The organism is Streptomyces sp. GL_141, from assembly GCF_057834385.1.
Genome location: NZ_CM174402.1, coordinates 6,717,412 through 6,737,214, shown reverse-complemented (window position 1 = coordinate 6,737,214; position 19,803 = coordinate 6,717,412). Strand labels below are relative to the sequence as shown.

18 protein-coding genes are annotated in these 19,803 nt (G+C 72.5%); 6 read left to right on the top strand and 12 right to left on the bottom strand.

All coding sequences use genetic code 11. The features are described from left to right. Positions 1-16: 16 nt before the first annotated feature. On the top strand, positions 17-913 hold the full coding sequence (locus AC3IX6_RS29950) for a DUF4231 domain-containing protein (protein WP_489366254.1): 897 nt from the start codon (positions 17-19) through the stop codon (positions 911-913). Between the two features lie 34 nt (positions 914-947). On the opposite strand, the gene AC3IX6_RS29945 is transcribed toward AC3IX6_RS29950, so the two are convergent. The 5 genes from AC3IX6_RS29945 to AC3IX6_RS29925 all read right to left on the bottom strand — a co-directional run bounded on the left by AC3IX6_RS29945 (position 948) and on the right by AC3IX6_RS29925 (position 5,952). Then, positions 948-1,427 (bottom strand): hypothetical protein, encoded by a 480-nt coding sequence (locus tag AC3IX6_RS29945; RefSeq protein WP_489366252.1) that lies wholly within the window; start codon positions 1,425-1,427, stop codon positions 948-950. A 117-nt stretch (positions 1,428-1,544) separates the two neighbouring features. Next, the gene (locus AC3IX6_RS29940; RefSeq protein ID WP_489371600.1) at positions 1,545-2,369 is read right to left on the bottom strand and encodes a S1 family peptidase; all 825 of its coding nucleotides are present in this window, start codon (positions 2,367-2,369) and stop codon (positions 1,545-1,547) included. A 198-nt stretch (positions 2,370-2,567) separates the two neighbouring features. Further along, positions 2,568-3,383: a DUF1684 domain-containing protein gene (locus AC3IX6_RS29935; RefSeq protein WP_489366250.1), complete on the bottom strand. Its 816-nt coding sequence runs from the start codon at positions 3,381-3,383 to the stop codon at positions 2,568-2,570. 155 nt (positions 3,384-3,538) lie between these two features. Continuing rightward, the gene (locus AC3IX6_RS29930; protein WP_489366249.1) at positions 3,539-4,420 is read right to left on the bottom strand and encodes a S1 family peptidase; all 882 of its coding nucleotides are present in this window, start codon (positions 4,418-4,420) and stop codon (positions 3,539-3,541) included. 386 nt (positions 4,421-4,806) lie between these two features. Next, positions 4,807-5,952, bottom strand: a complete 1,146-nt coding sequence (locus tag AC3IX6_RS29925; protein ID WP_489366247.1) for a DUF5685 family protein — start codon at positions 5,950-5,952, stop codon at positions 4,807-4,809. A 284-nt stretch (positions 5,953-6,236) separates the two neighbouring features. Here AC3IX6_RS29925 and AC3IX6_RS29920 point away from each other — a divergent pair, with 284 nt between their 5' ends. Continuing rightward, positions 6,237-6,689 carry a cell division protein SepF gene (locus tag AC3IX6_RS29920; protein ID WP_214947996.1) on the top strand — a complete coding sequence of 151 codons (453 nt, stop codon included), beginning with the start codon at positions 6,237-6,239 and terminating at the stop codon, positions 6,687-6,689. 66 nt (positions 6,690-6,755) lie between these two features. On the opposite strand, the gene AC3IX6_RS29915 is transcribed toward AC3IX6_RS29920, so the two are convergent. Continuing rightward, positions 6,756-7,925: an acyl-CoA dehydrogenase family protein gene (locus AC3IX6_RS29915; protein WP_489366245.1), complete on the bottom strand. Its 1,170-nt coding sequence runs from the start codon at positions 7,923-7,925 to the stop codon at positions 6,756-6,758. Between the two features lie 157 nt (positions 7,926-8,082). Here AC3IX6_RS29915 and AC3IX6_RS29910 point away from each other — a divergent pair, with 157 nt between their 5' ends. Next, positions 8,083-9,075, top strand: a complete 993-nt coding sequence (locus AC3IX6_RS29910; RefSeq protein ID WP_489366243.1) for a helix-turn-helix transcriptional regulator — start codon at positions 8,083-8,085, stop codon at positions 9,073-9,075. Positions 9,076-9,402: 327 nt separating this feature from the next. Here AC3IX6_RS29910 and AC3IX6_RS29905 read toward each other — a convergent pair whose 3' ends face one another. Both AC3IX6_RS29905 and AC3IX6_RS29900 read right to left on the bottom strand, forming a co-directional pair. Next, positions 9,403-10,593: a phosphatase PAP2 family protein gene (locus AC3IX6_RS29905; protein WP_489366241.1), complete on the bottom strand. Its 1,191-nt coding sequence runs from the start codon at positions 10,591-10,593 to the stop codon at positions 9,403-9,405. Between the two features lie 259 nt (positions 10,594-10,852). Continuing rightward, positions 10,853-11,968, bottom strand: coding sequence for a glycosyltransferase family 39 protein (locus AC3IX6_RS29900; RefSeq protein WP_489366239.1), 1,116 nt, complete (start codon positions 11,966-11,968; stop codon positions 10,853-10,855). Positions 11,969-12,246: 278 nt separating this feature from the next. On the opposite strand from AC3IX6_RS29900, the gene AC3IX6_RS29895 reads away from it, so the two are divergent. Then, positions 12,247-13,929 carry an MFS transporter gene (locus AC3IX6_RS29895; protein ID WP_489366237.1) on the top strand — a complete coding sequence of 561 codons (1,683 nt, stop codon included), beginning with the start codon at positions 12,247-12,249 and terminating at the stop codon, positions 13,927-13,929. A gap of 249 nt (positions 13,930-14,178) precedes the next feature. Here the strand turns inward: AC3IX6_RS29895 and AC3IX6_RS29890 are convergent, their stop codons facing one another. After that, positions 14,179-14,910 (bottom strand): transglycosylase family protein, encoded by a 732-nt coding sequence (locus AC3IX6_RS29890; protein WP_489366235.1) that lies wholly within the window; start codon positions 14,908-14,910, stop codon positions 14,179-14,181. A gap of 286 nt (positions 14,911-15,196) precedes the next feature. Between AC3IX6_RS29890 and AC3IX6_RS29885 the strand changes: the two genes are divergently transcribed. Both AC3IX6_RS29885 and AC3IX6_RS29880 read left to right on the top strand, forming a co-directional pair. Then, the gene (locus tag AC3IX6_RS29885) at positions 15,197-15,994 is read left to right on the top strand and encodes a hypothetical protein (RefSeq protein ID WP_489366233.1); all 798 of its coding nucleotides are present in this window, start codon (positions 15,197-15,199) and stop codon (positions 15,992-15,994) included. 212 nt (positions 15,995-16,206) lie between these two features. Continuing rightward, positions 16,207-16,689, top strand: a complete 483-nt coding sequence (locus tag AC3IX6_RS29880) for a hypothetical protein (protein WP_489366231.1) — start codon at positions 16,207-16,209, stop codon at positions 16,687-16,689. Between the two features lie 21 nt (positions 16,690-16,710). Here the strand turns inward: AC3IX6_RS29880 and der are convergent, their stop codons facing one another. The 3 genes from der to cmk form a co-directional block, all read right to left on the bottom strand. Next, positions 16,711-18,171: a ribosome biogenesis GTPase Der gene (gene der / locus AC3IX6_RS29875; protein WP_388504200.1), complete on the bottom strand. Its 1,461-nt coding sequence runs from the start codon at positions 18,169-18,171 to the stop codon at positions 16,711-16,713. Positions 18,172-18,246: 75 nt separating this feature from the next. After that, positions 18,247-18,894: a lysophospholipid acyltransferase family protein gene (locus tag AC3IX6_RS29870; RefSeq protein WP_489366229.1), complete on the bottom strand. Its 648-nt coding sequence runs from the start codon at positions 18,892-18,894 to the stop codon at positions 18,247-18,249. Continuing rightward, on the bottom strand, positions 18,891-19,694 hold the full coding sequence (gene cmk, locus AC3IX6_RS29865) for a (d)CMP kinase (protein ID WP_489366228.1): 804 nt from the start codon (positions 19,692-19,694) through the stop codon (positions 18,891-18,893). Before cmk ends, AC3IX6_RS29870 begins: the two co-directional genes overlap by 4 nt. Positions 19,695-19,803 lie beyond the last annotated feature (109 nt).

The window sequence follows — 19,803 nt, the reverse complement described above, 5'->3', positions numbered from 1 at the left end:
CGCTGTGAGTGACAGCATGACCTTTCGCAACGAGGACCTGCCGGCCCTCTTCCACCACACCGACCAGGCGGCGATCTCCCGGCAGCGGGAGTCCACCCAGGCCACCCGCGCCCAGCTGATGCTGCTCGTCGTGGCCGCCGCGATCGCCGCGCTGCCCGAGGGCCCGAAGCTCGGCTCCGCCTACCTGTCCGGGCTCCTGAGCGTGCTCGCCTACGCCGGGGTGCTGGGCGTGGGCGTACGGGCCACCCGGCGCCGGGCCCGCCCACAGTGGCAGCTCAACCGCAGCGCCGCGGAGTTCATCAAATCGCTGGCCTGGCGGTACGCCGTCCACGGCGCCCCCTTCGGCAGCGATGTCCCGGGCGTCGAGGAGACGTACCGGACCCGGCTGGAGGCGGGGCTGAACGAGCTGCGGAAGATGGGCTGGGAGGATCCGCGGACCGCCGGACTGGTGCCGGAGGGCGGGGAGATCACCGGTGCGATGTTCCGGCTGCGGGGGCTGGACTACGAGGTCCGCAGGGAGACGTACGTCCGTGACCGGCTGATCGAGCAGCGCAACTGGTACCAGCGCAAGACGGAGGTGTCCCGGCGGGCGACGGCCCTGTGGTCGTGGTCGATCGTGCTGCTGACCTTGCTGGCGCTGCTGTTCGCCCTCTTCGGGGCGTTCGGTTCGGGTCCGGGGCCGGCGCTGACCGGGCTGCTGAGCGCGGCGGCCACGGCCGGCATCGCCTGGAACGAGGTGCGGCGCCACCACCCGCTGATCGAGGCGCACACCCTGATCGAGCAGGACCTCTCCGCGATGATGGTCGTGATGCAGACGACCATCACCGAGACGCAGTGGCCGACCGCGGTCTACGAGACCGAGCGGTACGTGTCCCCGCAGCACACGGACTGGCTGGCCCGGCACAGCAGTTGACACCGCACCGCGGTCGGGGCGTCGGGCGTGGCCCTCAATCCCGGGTCACGCCCTCCCGCCAGATCACGGTGACGGGTTTGCCGAGCGCGCGGGCGTAGGCGACGATCTCGGCGGTGCCGCCGTGCCCGCGGGCGGGCAGGCCGTCCCAGACGGCGACGAGCCGGTCGCAGGAGTCGGCGATGTAGGTGCCGGCCGCGTAGTAGGCCTCGTCGGTGGAGCGGGCGAAGTCCATCCGGACCTCCTGGGCGGCCCGGCGCTTGAGCCCCAAGTACCGCTCCAGTGCGCCGTTTTCCCCGAAGCCCTCCTCGTAGTCCCCGCTGGGGATGACCACGGTGAGGTCGGCGCCGCATTCCAGCGCGATGGCGGCGAACAGCTGGTCCGCTCCCTCGGCGAGGCTGGAGAGGGCCTCCAACGGCCCCTGGTGGCCCCCGAGTACGGCCCGCAGGCCCTCCTCCACATGGCCGAGCAGCTCGTCCGGAATCGACCGGTGCCCGGTCACGCCGATTCGCTTCATGCAGAAACCCGCTCCCCCCGTGGACACGAACGCCCTGGACATCCTCCCAGAAGGCGGGAGGACGTCCAGGGGTGCGGCGGGGGCGCACGGGTCCGTGGCGCGGCCCCGGAGCGGGGTCTAGTACACGCTCACGCCGTACGCGTTGAGCGCCTCGACGACGGGCTGGAAGAACGTGGTGCCGCCCGAGGAGCAGTTGCCGCTGCCGCCGGAGGTGAGGCCGACCGCGCGGGTGCCCGAGTAGAGCGGGCCGCCGCTGTCGCCGGGCTCGGCGCAGACGTTGGTCCGGATCATCCCGTAGACGACGTCGCCGCCGCCGTAGTTCACGGTGGCGTTGAGGCCGGTCACCGAGCCGCTGTGGGTACCGGTGGTGGAGCCGCGCCGGGTGACGGACATGCCGGTGGTGGCGTTGACGGCGCTGGTGATGTCCTGGTTGCCGACGGTGCCCGGGTGGGAGAGGGAGGTGTTGTCGTAGCGGATGAGGCCGTAGTCGTTGTTCGGGAAGCTGGAGCCCACCGTCGGGCCGATGACGGTGGTGCGGGCGGAGTTGGTCCACCAGGTGCCCGCGCCGTCGGTGCAGTGGCCGGCGGTGAGGACGTAGTAGGTGCTTCCGCTGCGCACGTTGAAGCCGACCGAACAGCGCCAGCTGGTGGCGTACTTGGCGTCGCCTCCGCTGAGCAGCTTCGTCAGTTTGCCGGGGGTGCGCTCGATGCGCAGGGCGGCCGCGTTCGCTCCGGCCTCGCTGCGGATCTTGGCGATCGAGGCCGCCGAGACCGTGGAGTCGGCGGTGACCACGAGTGTGCCGGTGGCGGGGTCGGTGTGCCAGGCGGTGCCGGCGACGTCGGCGCGCAGGACCGAGGCGCCGGCGGAGGCGAGCCGGTCGGCGCTGAAGCCGCCGTCGGCGTGCGCGACCGTGGGCGCCGCGAGGGCGGCCATGGCGGCCATTCCGGTGGCCACGGCGAAGAGCCTGGAACGGATGATGCTCTTGATCGTCACTTGTCGTCCTCCCGAGTGGGGTTCGGAGGCCCGGCGGGGTGGGTGGTGCCGGAGCCCGTGGAGGGCGGCCGGGGACGCGGCGGAACGGGATGCCGTTCGACGTGCCCCTGACAAGCCCCGAGAGACGCTGACGGGAGTCTCCTGGTGTCAGATACCGCTAGCAAGGGCGCCTTTCAGCCGCCGCTCACCCGCCGCGATCGCGAAGGGCAGGGTGTTGCCGGGCGGGGGGAAGGGACACACGAAGTGGTCCGCGAAGGCGCACGGCGGGAGCTGGACCCGGTTGAGGTCCACGGTGACGGAGCCGTCGGCGGCGGGTGTTCCGGGCTTGAGGAAGCGGAAGCGGTAGCTCGAACGGCCGCCGGTGGCATCGCCGATGACCGCCCAGAGACTGCCGTCCTCCTCGTCCACGGCGACCCGCAGCGTGTGCCGGGCGCCCGCGAAGGCGAAGCTCAGTTCACCGCCCAGGCCGAGCCCGCGCGCCCGTCCGTCGACGTTCTCGACCTGGACCGTCCGGTCCTCCCCGTACGGGGTGAAGTGCCCCGGCACCGCGTACGCCGGGTCGTACGGGGTGGCCTCGATCCCGGTGAAGGCCGCGCGGCCCGGTGCGGCCGGGTCGAACACGCGGACCGCCCATTCCCCTTCGCGCCGGATCACGACCAGCCGTACCTCCCCGGCGGCGAGCCGGGAGTGCGAGGGCGGGGTCTCGTCGGCGGCCAGGACGGCGGCGCCGGCGAGGGGCTCGCCGTCCAGGGTGATCCCGTCCTGCGGCCCCGCGGTCAGGGTCACTCCTCCGGCGACGGCCCGCCAGTGCCCCGGAACGGCCGGAATTCGACCTTCCGGGTAGTCGGCGAGCCAGTGGGTGCCGGTCAGTGCCAGCGGTCCGTGGGGGGCGGACACGGTCGCCACCCGATGCTCGTGCCACTGCTTCCAGGCCGTGGACGGATCTTCTGTGTCAGCGCTCATGCCGCTGAACCCTTCCACACCGGACCGGCCGAAAACCGGAAGGCTCACGAATGGCCACGAACGCACGCATACCCCAACGCACTGAACCCCCACCCGGCAGGCGGGAGGGGGTCCAGCGATCACGTGGTGAAGCGGTGAAGCAGGGCGCGTGCGGCTTAGTAGACGCTCACGCCATAGCGGGAGAGGACTTCCCGGACGGGCTGGAAGTAGGTGGTGCCGCCCGTGGTGCAGTTGCCGCTGCCGCCGGAGGTGAGGCCGACCGCGCGGGTGCCCGAGTAGAGCGCGCCGCCGCTGTCGCCGCCCTCGGCGCAGACGTTGGTCCGGATCATGCCGTGCACGATCCCGTCCGCGCCGTAGTTCACGCTGTAGTTCAGGCCGGTCACCTTGCCGCTACGGATACCGGTGGTGTAGCCGCGGCGCTTCACGTTCAGACCCACGTAGGCGTTCATGGAGGTGCTGATGTCCTGGCTGCCGACGCTGCCGTACTTCTTGAGGCCGTTGTCGTGACGGATGAGACCGTAGTCGTTGCCCGGGAAGCTGCCGCTGACGCCCGGACCGATCTTGGTGGTCCGCGACGAGTTGGCGTACCAGGCGCCGGCACCCTTGACGCAGTGACCCGCGGTCAGCGCGTAGTACGTGCTGCCCTTGCGCACGTTGAAGCCGAGCGAGCAGCGCCACGACGTGGTCCAGATGCCGTCGCCACCACTGATCAGCGTCGTCAGCTTGCCGTGGGTCCGCTCGACGCGCACCGCCGGGGCGTTCGCCCCGACCTCCTTCTTGATCTTCTCTATGTTCGCGTCCGAGACGGTGGAGTCCGCCGTGACCTCGATGGCCCCCGTCTCGGGGTCCTGCCCCCAAGCCGTGCCGGCGACGTTGACCCGCATGAGCGAGGCCTCCACCGCGGCGAAGCGCTGGGCGTTGACGCTGCTGCCGCTCGGGGCCTCGGCGGCCGACGCGGGACCCGCGAGGGTTGCCACGGCGGTGAGGCCGACGCCTGCGGCGAAGAGCCGCGAACGGAAGATGCGCTTGATCGTCACTTATTGTCCTCCCGAAGGAAATCGAAGCCCGGGGCAGGTGCGGTGCCCGAGCTTGTGTAGTCATCAGAGACCCCGGCCGGCATTGACGCCGTTCGCCGTGCCCCTGACAAACCCCGTAAATGCTATCGAAGGTTTTCCGGCGACAGGCACGCGGGGCAAGGCCTAATTCAAGCCACTGTCCGCTCCGCGTTGGCCACCTCGGCCGACATGCTCCCTTGCCGCAGCCCAGGCCGTGCCGCCGCCCGTTGCGCACCGACTCTCGGAACGGCTGGAAAACGCCCCACCGTACCGATGGCACGAAGGGTCGGACCAAGCCCGCACCAAGCCGAAACCAATCCGGAACCAATCCGAAGCCGGGCCCGGGCCGAAGCGGAGCCCGAACGTCCTCAGCAGCCGTCGCAGGGACAGCAGCAGCAGTCCCCGCACCCGCAGCCACCGTCGCAGTTCGGACCGCAGTCGCAGTTGTTGCACCAGGCGTCCCTCTTCTTGCGGGACCACGGACCCTCGTGGTCCGTGCAGCACAGCTGGCAGGTGCAGAACAGCCCCAGGGCCACCGCGCAGCCCGGCAGCAGGTCGCGGCGCGGCTTGCGCGGGGGCGCCGGCGGCGGACCGAAGTCCACCGGGGGCGGCCCGAAGGAGCCCTCGGGCGCCGGGCCCGTCGCCGTGTGGGAGCAGCCGGCGGTCCCGAAGGCCCGGTCCACCGAGGTGCGCAGCTCGTGCACGAGCAGCCGGTGGGCGAGCCCCGCGTCGGCGAACTCCACCTCCCGCAGCGCCAGCCGGATGCCCCGCAGCGCGTCGTCGCACAGCCTGCGCGCCTCGGCGCGGGGGGTCCCGGTGGCGGTCAGCGGGTTCCAGGCGCCCGCCGCAGCGTCCGCGGTCTGGTCCTCGACGGCGTCCAGCAGGTGCGCGAGCCGCCCGAAGTAGCGTCCCGCCTCGGCGAGCGCGGGGGCGTTGCCTGGCCGTCCGGCGAGGGTCGCGGTATGGGCGAAGGCGGCGGCCGTCGCGGTCTCGGTCGGCTCGGTCACCACGAGCACCGGCGTGCCCGCTCCGGCCAGGGTCTCGATGCCCGCCTGCCGGTCCACGGCGTCGACGAGCACGGCCGTGTCGAAGCCGATCGAGGCCCCGGTACGGGCCCCCGCCCGGTCCCAGCCCCGGGCCACCCGGCGCGCCGCGAGGGCGATCGGGGCGCGGGCCAACAGGCCGTCGCGGTCGGCCACGTGGTCGCGCACCTTCGCGGAGGCCAGGACCAGCGAGACGGCGGCGGCGAGCCGCGCGCCCTCACCGTTGGCCACGGCCGCGGTGCGCATCCCGCGCAGTGGACAGGGACCGGCGGTGCGCCGGGAGCCCGGGGCGGGACCGGACTGAGCCTCCGTCAGAACGGAGACGAGCAGCCCGTCGTAGTTGGTCACGATCCTCGCGAACTGGCCGTGGTCACCCCGAAGTGCCAGGCACAGCCCGCAGAGATGGGCCATCCACTCCGTCTTGAACCGTTCCCCGAGGCGGTGCGTGCATGGTCTGACGATGCCGAACAAAACGATTCCCCCGTGTGTCATACGCGTGCTCGACGGGCATCGTAGCGAGACCGCCCGTCACCCGTACGTCCCCGTCGCTCACTCGTACGGCCGCACTGGTCGTATTTTCACTCAGTCAGCAGCGGTACCCGCCGGGATCCTTGACCGTGCAACGGATGTTCTGCACCAGTACCGTCACGAAACCCCTGCGCGGCGACTATCCACTTGGCGCGTTGTCAGCATCATGGACGACGATAGGGACGCGGAAGACAAGACAGAACTGACCGCGATGAAAGGAGGCGTCCATGGGTTCGGTGCGCAAGGCGAGTGCCTGGCTGGGTCTCGTAGAGGACAGCGACGACGAGCGTTACTACGACGACGACTACGCGGAGGCTCCGCAGGGGGGCTCGGTGGTCGGCCCCGGCGAGCAGTGGGTCACGGACCCGCGCGTCAAGGTGGCGTCGGAGTCCGCCGTCGAGCAGGGCCGCCGCATCGCGACGGTCACCCCGGACGGTTTCCGCGACGCCCGCGGCATCGGCGAGCTGTTCCGCGACGGTGTCCCGGTCATCGTGAACCTGTCCTCGATGGACCCGGGCGACGCGAAGCGCGTGGTCGACTTCGCGGCCGGTCTGACCTTCGGTCTGCGCGGTTCGATCGAGCGGGTGGCGACCAGGGTCTTCCTGCTGACCCCGGCCGACACCCAGATCGTGAGCGGTGAGTCCGGCGGCCGCTCGCGCGACTTCTTCAACCAGAGCTGAGCAAGGCCCTCACCGGCCGCCCCCGGTTCCTTCCGGCCCTCCCGGCGACCTGTGGCCGCACCCGGCCTAGCGGAAGGCGTCGAGCCCGGTGAGCGCCTTGCCCAGCACGAGCTGGTGCATCTCGACGGTGCCCTCGTAGGTGAGGACCGATTCGAGGTTGGTGGCGTGCCGCATGACGGGGTATTCGAGGGAGATCCCGTTGGCACCGAGGATCGTCCGCGCGGTGCGACAGATCTCGATGGCCTCGCGGACGTTGTTGAGCTTGCCGAAACTGATCTGCTCCGGCCGCAGGGTCCCGGCGTCCATGCGCCGCCCCAGGTGGTGGGCGAGCAGGATCCCCTTGTGGAGTTCCAGCGCCATGTCGGCGAGCTTGGCCTGGGTGAGCTGGAAGCCGCCGATGGGCCTGCCGAACTGCTCGCGCGTCTTCGCGTAACCGAGCGCCGACTCGAAGCTGGCGCGTGCCGCGCCCATGGATCCCCAGACGATCCCGTACCGCGCGTGGCTGAGACAGCCGAGCGGCCCCTTGAGTCCGGTGACGCCCGGAAGCACCGCGTCGGCGGGCAGCCGTACGTCGTCCATGACCAGCTCGCTGGTCACCGAGGCGCGCAGGGACCACTTGTGCTTGATCTCCGGGGCGGAGAAGCCGGCACTGTCCGTGGGGACGGCGAACCCGCGGATCCCCTCCTCCGTCTGCGCCCAGACGACGGCCACGGCGGCCACCGAGCCGTTGGTGATCCACATCTTGCGGCCGTTCAGGACCCAGTCCGAGCCGTCCCGCTTGGCGTGCGTGCGCATCGCGCCGGGGTCCGAACCGACGTCCGGCTCGGTCAGCCCGAAGCAGCCGATGAGTTCGCCCGCGGCCATGCCGGGCAGCCAGCGCTGCTTCTGCTCCTCGGAGCCGTACTTCCAGATCGCGTACATCGCGAGCGAGCCCTGTACGGAGACCAGCGAGCGGATCCCCGAGTCCGCGGCCTCCAGTTCCAGGCAGGCGAGCCCGTACTGGACGGCGCTGGCGCCCGCGCAGCCGTAGCCCTGGAGCGACATTCCGAGGGCGCCGAGGGCGCCGAGCTCCTTGGCGATCTCCCGGATCCCGGGCAGCTCGCCGTTCTCGTACCACTCGGCGATGTTCGGCAGGACCCGGTCGGCGGCCCAGCCGCGGACGGTGTCCCGGATCGCGAGGTCCTCGGGCGTGAGGAGTTCGTCGAGCCCGAGCGGGTCGGTGGGAACGAAGGACACTGCGCCTCCTGGCAGGCCGGGATCACAAAAACCTAGCGCCGCAAGTTTGTCGGTCCACCGGCCCGCGGTCCACCCGCTTCCGGTGTGACCCCGGTCCTGGGACCCCGGTCCTGGGACACCGGTCCTGGGACACCGGTCCTGCGGGCAGACTGCGGACATGCTCGATACCTCCGCGCGGCTGCTGCGCCTGTTGTCCCTGTTGCAGGCCCACCGGGAATGGACCGGGGCCGACCTGGCCGGCCGGCTCGGCGTGACGCCGCGGACCGTGCGCAGGGACGTGGACCGGCTGCGGGAGCTCGGTTACCCCGTGAACGCCAGTCCGGGCACCGGTGGCGGATACCAGTTGGGGGCCGGGGCCGAGCTGCCGCCCCTGCTCCTCGACGACGACGAGGCCGTCGCGGTGGCCGTGGGACTGCGGACCGCCGCCGGGAACGGCGTGGAGGGCATCGGCGAGGCCTCCGTACGGGCGCTGGCGAAGCTGGAGCAGGTGTTGCCGTCACGGCTGCGGGCCCGGGTGTCCGCGCTGAACCGGTTCACGGTGCCCATGCTCCGCGGGGCGGGTGCCTCCACCGTCGACTCCTCGGTGCTGACCGAACTGGCCGGCGTCTGCCGCGACGCCGAGCGGCTGCGCTTCGGTTACCGGGACCACGGGGGCACCGTCACCCGCAGGACCGTCGAGCCGCACCGGCTGGTGTGCAGCGAGCGCCGCTGGTACCTCGTCGCCTGGGATCTGGACCGGGAGGACTGGCGGACCTTCCGGGTGGACCGGATCGAGCCCAGGCCCCCGCACGGACCGCGCTTCACCCCGCGCCCGCCGCCCGCCGAGGACCTCGCCGCGTACGTCTCCCGGGGCATCTCCCAGCGGGTGTACGCGGCCCGCGCGGTCGTCCGGCTGCGGGTGCCCCAGGAGGAGGCGGCGCGGATCGTCGGGCCGGCCGACGGGACCCTGGAGCCGCTCGACGAGCAGAGCTGCATCCTGCGCACCGGGGCGGTCAACCTCGATGTCCTGGTGATTCACATCATGCTGATCGGGTGTGAGTTCGAGGTCGTCGAGCCGGTCGAGCTGACGGACCGGATCCGGGCCGCGCGAGATCGGCTCGGCAGGTCTCTGGAACCGCGTGAAGCGACCGGAGAAGTGAAGGATTCGTGAGGAAGCGGAGGGCGCCCGGAGTGCACCGCGGCCACAATTCCGGGAAGTTCCGGGGGAATTCGAAACAGAATTCATCCCGGGCGTGTCGCGGGACGGGAAATAAAAGGTCCAGACGAACTCCGCCGTGGAGGACTGTCGACAATCCGTGACCCAAGCGTGACCCGGTATGGAGGAACGTCCGGGCGCGCCGCTGACGTTCCGGGCCTTTCGCGGCCGGTGCGGCGGCGAAAGGCGCACGGCCGGTCCCGGACGCGCCACGGCGGGCCCCGGTCCTCGACCGGGGCCCGCCGTTGGTTGCGCGAGCGGAGGGGGTGCGTACCGTCCGGCTCAGCCGCCGGTGGCCGGGCGGGGCGCCGCGCCGCGCGCCGGGGCGCGCTCCGCGTGGACCGGGCGGCGGCTGCCGACCGGGGCGCCCGGGGTCCGCTCGGAACGGATCAGGTGCGGACGGCCCGAGAGGTGGGCGGCGGGCCGGGCGGCCGGCTGGTGCCCCGCGGTCTGTACGGAAGCGGAAGCGGAAGCCGGGGCGGAAGCGGAAGCCGAGGCCGAGGCCGAGGCGGGGACCGGAACCGGTGCGGACTCGACCGCCCCCGGCTGCCGCAGAACGACCACGGGCGGTACGGACTGCGCCGCCTGCGCGGGCTGCGCCGCGGGCAGACGCCCGGACGGCTCCGCGGCGGCCCGCTGGAGCTGCCACTTGCCGCCGGCCGAGAGCAGCGGAACCAGCAGACCGGTGAGGGCCTCGGGCACCTGCCCGGCCTCCACGAGGCTGCGCAGCCGCGCGCGCAGGCCGAAGACGTAGGCCTCGGCCCGGGCGATGAGCGGCTCGAACCACGGCAGGGCCAGCAGCACGAGCAGACCGGCGAGCCAGCCGAGCAGTACGTCGCTGACCCAGTGGGTGCCGAGGTAGACGGTGGTGGCGCCGACGCTCAGGGAGACCACGGCGGAGACCAGGGAGAGCACCCGGCGGGTGACCACGGTGGAGGCCAGGTAGGCCAGGATTCCCCAGGTCACCACGGCGTTGGCGGTGTGGCCGGAAGGAAATATATCGCCGCCCGCGAAGAGCTCGGCGGAGCCGATCTCGGTGGCGTAGTGCGGACCGAGCCGGCCGAGGCCCAGCTTGACGGCGCCCACGGTGATGTTGAGCAGCAGCAGCGCCACGCCGAGGGTGATCAGCGGGCGGAGGGTGTGCTGCCGCCAGGACCGCCATCCGAGCCAGGCCGCGACCATGACCGCGGTGGGGCCGCGCTGACCGAGGACGACGAGGTAGTCGAGGAAGGCGTGCAGTTGCGGCCACTGCTCGTACGGGCGGAAGAACATGATCTGCCAGTCGAGGCGGACGAGCCACGAAGTGGCCAGGACCGCGACCACGATCGCCAGGTAGATGCCGAGGGTCGCTCCGAGGAGCACGACGCGGTGCCGGCTCATCCGCGGTGTTTGCAGATGAGCCGGTCGCTCTGGTTCCCGGTCCAGCCGGGCGAACACCCGCTCCAGTCTGGGCAGGATTTGGTCGGTACGCACTCAATCGACGTTACCGCGCGCCGATGGGCGGCCCGGTCGAATCGCGGGCTTTGTGATGACCATGTGATGTGGAGTTGGTCTCACGCGGGACTTAATTCCCGGTATTCAGCCTTTGGTTGGAGCGGGGAAGGTCCCTTCCTCCGGCCATTTCTTCGCACACTTAGACCGTCTTTATAACTCCAGGTCAATTGTTTTGCCCAAACATGGAGCGGAACGATCCATTCCGTGATCTTGGGCCTCCGGGCCCTCCCGCCACGGCCTACGGCGGCCCCGAACCGTTGAGCCAGAAGGCCCCGTACACGGCCGACACGGCGGCCGCCGCGCCCACGACGGCGGCCGCCCGGCCCGGCCCCCACCGGGCCAGCGCCACCGCCGGCGGGAACACCAGCGGGAAGGCGGGCAGCAGCAGCCGGGGCTTGGAGCCGAAGTACCCGGAGGCGCACAGGGCCAGCGCCACCACGATCCCGGCGTACACGAGCAGCGGCAGCGGCTGGCGGCGCCGCACGCAGAGCGCGTACAGCCACAGCACCAGCACGACCCCGGCGATCAGCCCGATCCCGGCGGGAAAGGCGGACGAGGCCAGCCGCTCGCCGATGAACCGGGCGAACGCCCAGCCTCCGTCTAAGCCGTTGCCCCAGCCGCCCTGTACGTCGAGGTACCCGGTCAGGCCCCCGCCCGTGCGCGCGCCCACCCACAGCACGTACGCCGCCGCGCCGAGCGGGGCCAGCAGCGCCCCCGCCACCGGCCGCCAGGAGCGTTCCCCGCCGCGCAGGGCCAGGGCGGCGGCCACCCACACCGCCGCGACCACGGCGGCGCCGACCGGGCGGGTCAGCCCCGCCCCGGCCGCGAGCAGGCCGGCGGTGAGCCAGTGCCCGCGCAGGACCCCGTAGAGGCTCCAGGCGGCCAGTGCGGTGAACAGCGCTTCGCTGTACGCCATCGACTGCACGATCCCGACGGGCAGCGCGGCCCAGACCGCGACGGCGAACACCCCGGCCCGGCGGCCGTGGACGGACTCGGCGACCGCGAAGATCCCCCAGGCCGCGGCGAGCCCCGCGAGCGCCGACACCACCAGGCCCGCGGATCCGTACCCGAGCCCGGTGACGGCCGAGACCAGCCGCTCCAGCCAGGGCAGCAACGGGAAGAAGGCCAGGTTGGAGTGGACGTCTCCGTTCGGGAGCGCCACCTCGTACCCGTACCCCTCGGCGGCGATGCGGGCGTACCAGAGGGAGTCCCAGCGGGCCGAGAGCAGGGTGTGCGGGCTGCTGCCGGCCACCGCCCCCCACACCGCGAGCACGGCCAGCCCGAGCAGCCGCACCGCCACGAACACGGCCAGAGCGGGCGCGGCCCGACGAAATCCAAGATCCTTCACGGGCATGATTATCGAGGTCCGGGGCAGTCGCGCCCGGGCAGGAAGGGCTTAGGGGGTGTCTTGCCGATCGGGCCGGGCTCACGGTGCCTGGAACGAGTGGCGCACGCCACAGCGCGGCCGGCGGCGGGATGAGAGCTTGACCACGTGTCGGACAGCCGAACTCGCGTACGCTGACTCTTCACTCGCGTGTCGACGCCGGACCCCGTAGGACGCCACCCTCCCCACCCGTGGCCCCGAAATACGCTGGTCCGCCGAGTGCGAGGGATCACCTGGGAGGTACATGCATGTCGGGGACGAACGTGACCGGCGACAGGAACCCTTCCCCCTGGCAGCGACTGCGGCGACTCGGCGCGGCCTCCGGCGGGGCCAACCGCTGGGCCGTCCTGGCGGTCCTGTGCGTGAGCCTGGTGCTCGTCGCGCTCGACGCGACGATCCTGCACGTCGCCGTCCCCTCCGTCACCGAGGACCTGCGTCCCGGCCCGATGGAACTCCTCTGGATCGTCGACGCCTACCCGCTGGTCTGCGCCGCCCTCCTCATCCTCTTCGGCACCCTCGGTGACCGCGTGGGCCGTCGCCGCGTGCTGCTCCTCGGCTACGGGCTCTTCGGCGCGGCCTCGGCCCTGGCCGCCCTCGCCGACAACGCCCAGGTCCTGATCGCCGCCCGCGCCCTGCTGGGCGTCGGCGGAGCGATGATCATGCCGGCCACCCTGTCGATCCTGCGCCAGGTCTTCCCCGACCGGCGCGAGCGGGCCCTCGCCATCGGCATCTGGACCGCCGTCGCCGCCGTGGGGGCGGCCAGCGGCCCCGTCCTGGGCGGCTTCCTGGTCCAGCACTTCTGGTGGGGCTCGGTCTTCCTCATCAACATCCCGCTCATGATCATGATCCTGCCGCTGGGCCGGTGGCTGCTGCCCGAGTCCAAGGGGACCTCCGACGGACCCTGGGACGTGCTCGGCGCGCTCTTGGCCGCCGGCGGCGTGCTCGGCGCGGTCCTCGGAGTCAAGCGGCTCGGCGCGGAGCGCCATCTCGCCGACCCGCAGGCGCTGGTCCCCCTCCTGATCGGGGCCGGGCTGCTCGTCCTCTTCGTACGGCGCCAGAAGCGCCGCGCCCACCCGCTGATCGACATGCGGATGTTCTCCCGGCCGGCCTTCACCACCTCCGTGGGCTGCATCGTGCTGGCCATGCTGGCGCTGGTCGGCCTGGAACTGATCGCCGTCCAGTACCTCCAGCTCGTCCTGCACCTGAGCCCGCTGGAGACCGGGCTGCGCCTGCTGCCGCTCACCTTCGCCGCGATGGCGGCGGGCGCGACCGGCTCGTACACGCTGTCCCGGACCGGGCCGCGCACGATGGTCTCGCTGGGCTTCGTACTCACCGCCGGCGCGGTGCTGCTCCTGACCTTCATGGGCCAGCACGACCGGCCGGTCCTGCTCACGGTCGGCTTCGTCCTGCTCGGCTTCGGCCTCCAGACCACCCTGTTCGCGGCCTACGAGTCCATGCTGAGCGAGGCTCCGGCCGCGACGGCCGGCGGCGCCGCCTCGATCGGGGAGACCTCCTACCAGCTCGGTGCGGGCATGGGCATCGCGCTGCTGGGCAGCGTGATGAACGCGGCCTACGCGCCCGGCCTGGCGGCGGTCCCCGGGGTGTCCGCGGCCGACTCGGCCGGCGCCTCCCACTCCCTGGGGGAGGCTTACCAGATCGCGGCGCGCCTCGGCGGACCGGCGGGCGAGTCCCTGTTCTCGGCCGCCCGGCACTCCTTCGTGCACGGGCTGCACGTGACCCTGGTCGTCAGCGCGGCCCTGCTGCTGGCGGGCGCGGTGATGGCCCTGAAGCTCCCGCGCACCATGGAATGCCCGGACCCGGAACCGGTACGCCTGCCCGCCCAACAGGGCCCCGACCCCTCGGCCACCCGCCCCCGCGTCCCGGCCCAGCCCACCCCCGACCACGACCCAGCCCTCGGCCACCCGGCCTGACCCCAGCCGCCCGACGCCCGAGGCGCAGCCACTCCAGCCGTCCGGCCCTTGAGGCCCGGGGTCCGGCCACTCCAGCCGTCCGGCCCTTGAGGCCCGGGGTCCGGGGCGGAGCCCCAGGGGGCCCGGGCGCAGCCCGGCACCCCCTCCAGCCCGTCCGGCGCTTGAGGACCGGGTCAGGGCAGAGCCCTGGGAACGGAGGAAGGGCGGGTAGGGGACAGCCCCGCAGGGCCGCACCCCGAGACCGACCCGCTAAGCCCGCGCCCCCACCGGACCGGGACTCGCGGCCGGGGCCGGCCGAACCGGCCCAGCCGACGAACCCGGAGCCGGCACGGCCGACACGGCCGGAGCCGGCAAGACCGGGGCCGGCGAGGCCACAGGCGCGGGCGCCACCTCCCGCCCAGCCGGCAGCACCAGCAGCGTCCCGATCCGCAGCACCTCCGCCCGCGGCCCGATCACCCCCCGGTTCGCCGCATAGAGCGCCTGCCACCCACCCACCACCCGATGCCTCCGCGCGATCGCCACCAGCGTGTCCCCGCGCCGCACCACGTGCATCCGCCCCGCCAGCCCGTACCGCTTCGCGCACACGGGCCACGCCTCCCACCCCTGGCTCCCCAGCAGCTCCTCCCCCACCCGGATCTGCTGCTCCCGCGTGGCGAGGTCCGCCCTCGGGGCGAAGGCCAGCCCCCCGTGCTCCTCCCACGTCGGCTGCCAGAACTGCAGTCCGCCGTAGAAGCCGTTCCCCGTGTTCACCGCCCAGCGGCCCCCGCTCTCGCAGTCGGCCACGCAGTCCCAGGGCCACTGCCCGCCGGGCCCGCAGTCCACCGCCCTGCCGGGCGCCCCCGGCCGGGGCGGTGGCGGCGCCGCGACCGCCGCCGCCCCGACCACCACGGGCGACACCGCCGCCAGCACGACCAGCACCAGCGCCGCCGCACCCGCACCCGCACCCGCACCCGCCCCACCCGGAACCCCGAAGTTGCGCATCGCGTCACGCTACGCAGCCCCGTACCGCCCCCCGCGCGCGCCACACCGCGCCCCCCGCGCCCCCACCCGCTCGGCCCACCGCCCAAACGGCCAGCACCGACCATCAACTGCGCACAACCAAAAAAGAGTTGGCACGAAAACAACGGCCCGGTCGGACCGTTCACTCCTTCGGGGGTCCGGTTCGATTCCGTTCCCTCAAACGGCGTGACCCCGGCCGCCACTCCCCCGTTGAGCCCGGCGAGCCGGAACCCCCCGGCCCCGCACGCCTAGTCCGAGGAGCCACCCCGTGCCGCGCATGCTCGAAGTCAGTGATGAGGTACGTGCCGAGATCGGCGACGAGGAGGCCGAGCGGCTGCTCGCAGGTGACGGATCCCCGGGCAGTTACGACTGCACTTCCTGCCGCACCCCCGGCGACTCCGAGCGCGAGCAGACCAGCACCGTGCTGTTCGTCGGCGACGAGACGGCCGTCCTGGCCTTCGCCCACGCCGGCTGCATCCCCTCGCAGGTCGTCTCCGTCCCCGAGGCGGACCTCCAGGGCGCCGTCCGCTCCATCACGGGCGACAGCCCCGCCCCGGCGGCCGCCCCCGCCGGCGACGTCCCGCAGTCCGTGCCCGGCGGCCAGGCCGTCCTCGGCATCACCAGCGGCCTGATCCTGATCAACGGCGAGCTGCACCCCGCCCTCGTGGTGGAGCCGACCGCGCCCATCGCGCGCCCCGGCACCACCGGTCCCGGCGACGACTTCCTCCCGCTCCTCATCGAGCAGGGCTTCATCCCCATGACCGAGACCGAAGAGGTCCCGCAGGCCCTGAGCGGCTGGTCGATCCTGCTCGCCGCCGGCCAGCTGCACTCGGTGCTCCAGCCCGGTCAGATCGCCTGGTGGCAGGCGCACCGGCCGCTGTCGGTGACCGACGGCTGGCGGGCCGCCGTCAACAAGACGCAGCGCGTCCTGGTGTACGCGGCCCCCGTCGGCACCATCGGCCAGCAGCCCCGCGAGGACCTGCTGCGCGACGCCCTGGACAAGGCCGCCCGCAACGGCAAGCTGGTCGCCGCCTCGATGCCGCTGGCGGGCACCCCGGGCGCCTGACCTCCAGGCACCTGACCTCCAGGAACGCGGGGCTCTCCCCGCCCTCCCGCCCCCGCTCTGCCTTCCGTCCCCGAAACGGCCGTCCGACCCCCTTCACGGGGGCCGGGCGGCGTGCGCCGGGGGTGCGCGGTCCGTCCCGCGCACCCCCGGCGATCTGCGTTTTCCGCCCCGTCACCCCGCATCCGCGAGCCGCCCGTTTCGTTGGCTGATACGTGCATTCCTACGATGTCTCCCGCGCCCCGTCCTATCCGAGCAGCGTCCCCCCGATGCGCCCCGTACGGGAGCTGGGGAGCTCTCCGACCGCCTCGCACACCCCGATCTACGACACGCTGTACTCGGAGTACCTGCGCGCCTTCCGGGCGCTGCCCGGCGACCGCACGGGCGAGGAGGACCTCGGCTTCACCGCGTTCTCGTACGGGGGCCCCTACAGCGGCGCGTACGCCGCGGGCACGGGCGCGTACGGCAGCGGCTCCGGGGCGGGTTCCGCGAGCTCCTACGGGAGCGGCTGGAACGGTTCCTCATGGCAGCCGGCGGGACAGCACGCCGGGCAGCAGGCGGACGCCTGGCAGCCCTCCCCGGTCCCGCAGCCGCAGTACTCGTACGCCGGCGCCGGATACGCGAACGGGCGGCAGCACCAGACCGGGATGCAGCACATCCCGGCGGCCCTGCCGCCCGCTCCGCGCCGGGGCTACTAGCCCCGGCCAAGCCCTACGCCGTTACATCTTGCGCTTGTGCTGCGCACCGCGCTTCTCGCGGACGCGGACCGAGATGTGGATCGGGGTCCCCTCGAAGCCGAACTCCTCGCGCAGGCGGCGCTCGATGAAGCGGCGGTAGCCGTGCTCCAGGAAGCCCGAGGCGAAGAGGACGAACCGCGGCGGCTTGCTGCCCGCCTGCGTACCGAACAGGATGCGCGGCTGCTTGCCGCCACGGATCGGGTGCGGGTGGGCGGCGACGACCTCGCCGAGGAAGGCGTTCAGCCGACCGGTCGGGATGCGCGTCTCCCAGCCGGCGAGCGCGGTCTCGATCGCCGGGACCAGCTTCTCCATGTGGCGGCCGGTGAGCGCCGAGACGTTCACCCGGGGCGCCCAGGCGACCTGCTGCATCTCGGTCTCGATCTCGCGCTCGAGGTAGTAGCGGCGCTCCTCGTCGAGGTCGTCCCACTTGTTGTACGCGATCACGATCGCGCGGCCCGCCTCGACGGCCATGGTGATGATGCGCTGGTCCTGGACGGAGATCTGCTCGGTCGTGTCGATCAGGATGACCGCGACCTCCGCCTTCTCCACGGCGGCGGCCGTACGCAGCGAGGCGTAGTAGTCGGCGCCCTGCTGGAGGTGGACCTTCTTGCGGATGCCCGCGGTGTCGATGAACTTCCAGGTGACCCCGCCGAGCTGGATCAGCTCGTCGACCGGGTCGCGGGTGGTGCCGGCCATCTCGTTGACGACGACGCGGTCCTCCTTGGCGACCTTGTTCAGGAGGGAGGACTTGCCGACGTTCGGACGGCCGATGAGCGCGATCCGGCGCGGACCGCCGACGGCGGTGCCGAAGGTCTGCTCGGGGGCCTCGGGCAGGGCCTCCAGCACGGCGTCGAGCATGTCGCCGGTGCCGCGGCCGTGCAGGGAGGAGACCGGGTGCGGGTAGCCGAGGCCCAGCGACCACAGCGAGGCCGCGTCGGACTCGCCGCTCTGGCCGTCGACCTTGTTGGCGCACAGGACGACGGGCTTGCCGGCCTTGCGCAGCAGGCGGACGACGGCCTCGTCGGTGTCGGTGGCGCCGACCTTGGCGTCCACGACGAAGACGACCGCGTCGCAGGCCTCGATGGCGTACTCGGCCTGGGCGGCGACGGAGGCGTCGATGCCGAGGACGTCCTGCTCCCAGCCGCCGGTGTCGACGACCTTGAACCGGCGGCCGGCCCACTCGGCCTCGTACGTGACGCGGTCGCGGGTGACGCCGGGCTTGTCCTCGACGACCGCCTCGCGGCGGCCGATGATCCGGTTCACCAGGGTCGACTTGCCGACGTTCGGGCGGCCGACGACGGCGAGGACCGGGAGCGGGCCGTGGCCGGCTTCCTGGAGCGCGCCCTCGACGTCCTCGATGTCGAAGCCCTCTTCCGCGGCGAGCTCCATGAACTCCGCGTACTCGGCATCGCCAAGTGCTCCGTGGTCTTGCTGGTCGTTCATGAAGTCCGTTCCTCGTCGTTCGTGGTGATCGGTGGGGCCCGCGCAGCGCGGTTCCACTACTAGGTCAAGTCTCGCTCAGCGCCCGGTGAGGCGCTTGGCGTCGGCCAGGTGGGCGGTCAGCCGGTCCTGGATGCGTACGGTGGCCTGGTCCAGCGCGGTACGGGTACGGCGGCCACTGCCGTCCCCGGCGTCGAAGGCATCGCCGAAGACGATGTCGACCCTGCTCTTCAGCCGCGGCAGCGCCTTGACGACGCGGCCGGAGCGCTCGGTGCTGCCCAGTACGGCGACCGGCACGATGGGGGCGCCGGAGCGGACCGCGAAGTACGCGAGGCCCGCGCGCAGCGAGGCGAAGTCGCCCTCGCCCCGGGTGCCCTCGGGGAAGATCCCCAGGGCTCCGCCGTTCTCCAGGACGCCCAGCGCGCGGCTGATGGCGCCCCGGTCGGCGCCGGAGCGGTCCACCTTCACCTGCCCGATCCGGTCGAGGAAGGGGCCGAGCGGACCGACGTACGCCTCCTTCTTGATCAGGAAGTGCAGCGGTCGCGGGGCGGTGCCCATGACCATGGGGCCGTCTATGTTGTGCGAGTGGTTCACGGCCAGGATGACGGGGCCGGATGCGGGGACCTTCCAGGCCCCCAGCACGCGCGGCTTCCAGAGGCCGTACATGAGCCCGATGCCGATCCTCCGGCCGACCGCCGCACCCTTGAGGGAGGGCGTATCGCTCACGCGCGGCCCCGCTTCTCTGTGCCCTCGGTCGCGCTCCGCCTCGACTCCGCTCCGGCCGAGTGCTCCTCGCTTCGCTCGGAACCCTCAACCTGCGCTGCATCTCGGCTGCGCCGCTCTTCCACGAGGGTGACCACGCACTCGATCACCCGGTCGAGCGTGAGCTCGGTGGTGTCCACCTCGACCGCGTCGCCGGCCTTGGCCAGCGGGGAGGTCTTGCGGCCCGAGTCGGCGGCGTCGCGCTGGAGCAGCGCCTCCTTGGTGGCCGCGAGGTCCACGGCCTCCTTGCCCCGCAGCTCGCCGCTGCGGCGGGCCGCGCGGGCCTCGGCGGAAGCGGTGAGGAAGATCTTCAGGTCGGCGTCGGGCAGCACGGTGGTGCCGATGTCCCGGCCCTCGACGACGATGCCCTCGGCCTCGTCGGCCGCCTCGGCGGCGATCGAGCGCTGGAGCTCGGTGATCAGGGTGCGCACCTCGGGGACGGCGCTCACGGCGCTGACCTTCGAGGTGACCTCCTTGGTCCGGATCGGGCCGGAGGCGTCCTGGCCGTCGACGGTGATGGTGGGGGCGGACGGATCGGTGCCGGACACGATGACGGGCTTGCCCGCCGCGAGGGCGATCGCCTGCGGGTCCTCGATGTCGATGCCGTTGGTGATCATCCACCAGGTGATGGCCCGGTACTGGGCACCGGTGTCCAGGTAGCGCAGCCCGAGCTTGGCGGCCACGGCCTTGGAAGTGCTGGACTTGCCCGTGCCGGAGGGACCGTCGATGGCGACGATCACGGCGGTCGGAGCTGCGGTTTCCACGGTGCGGGCACCTTCCTGGTTGCGCGTACGTGTCCGGGCGCGCCAATAGCGCCCCTCCTCCAGGTTACCGGGCTTTTCGCCGCCGCCCGCCGGGGCGGCGGCGGGCGGG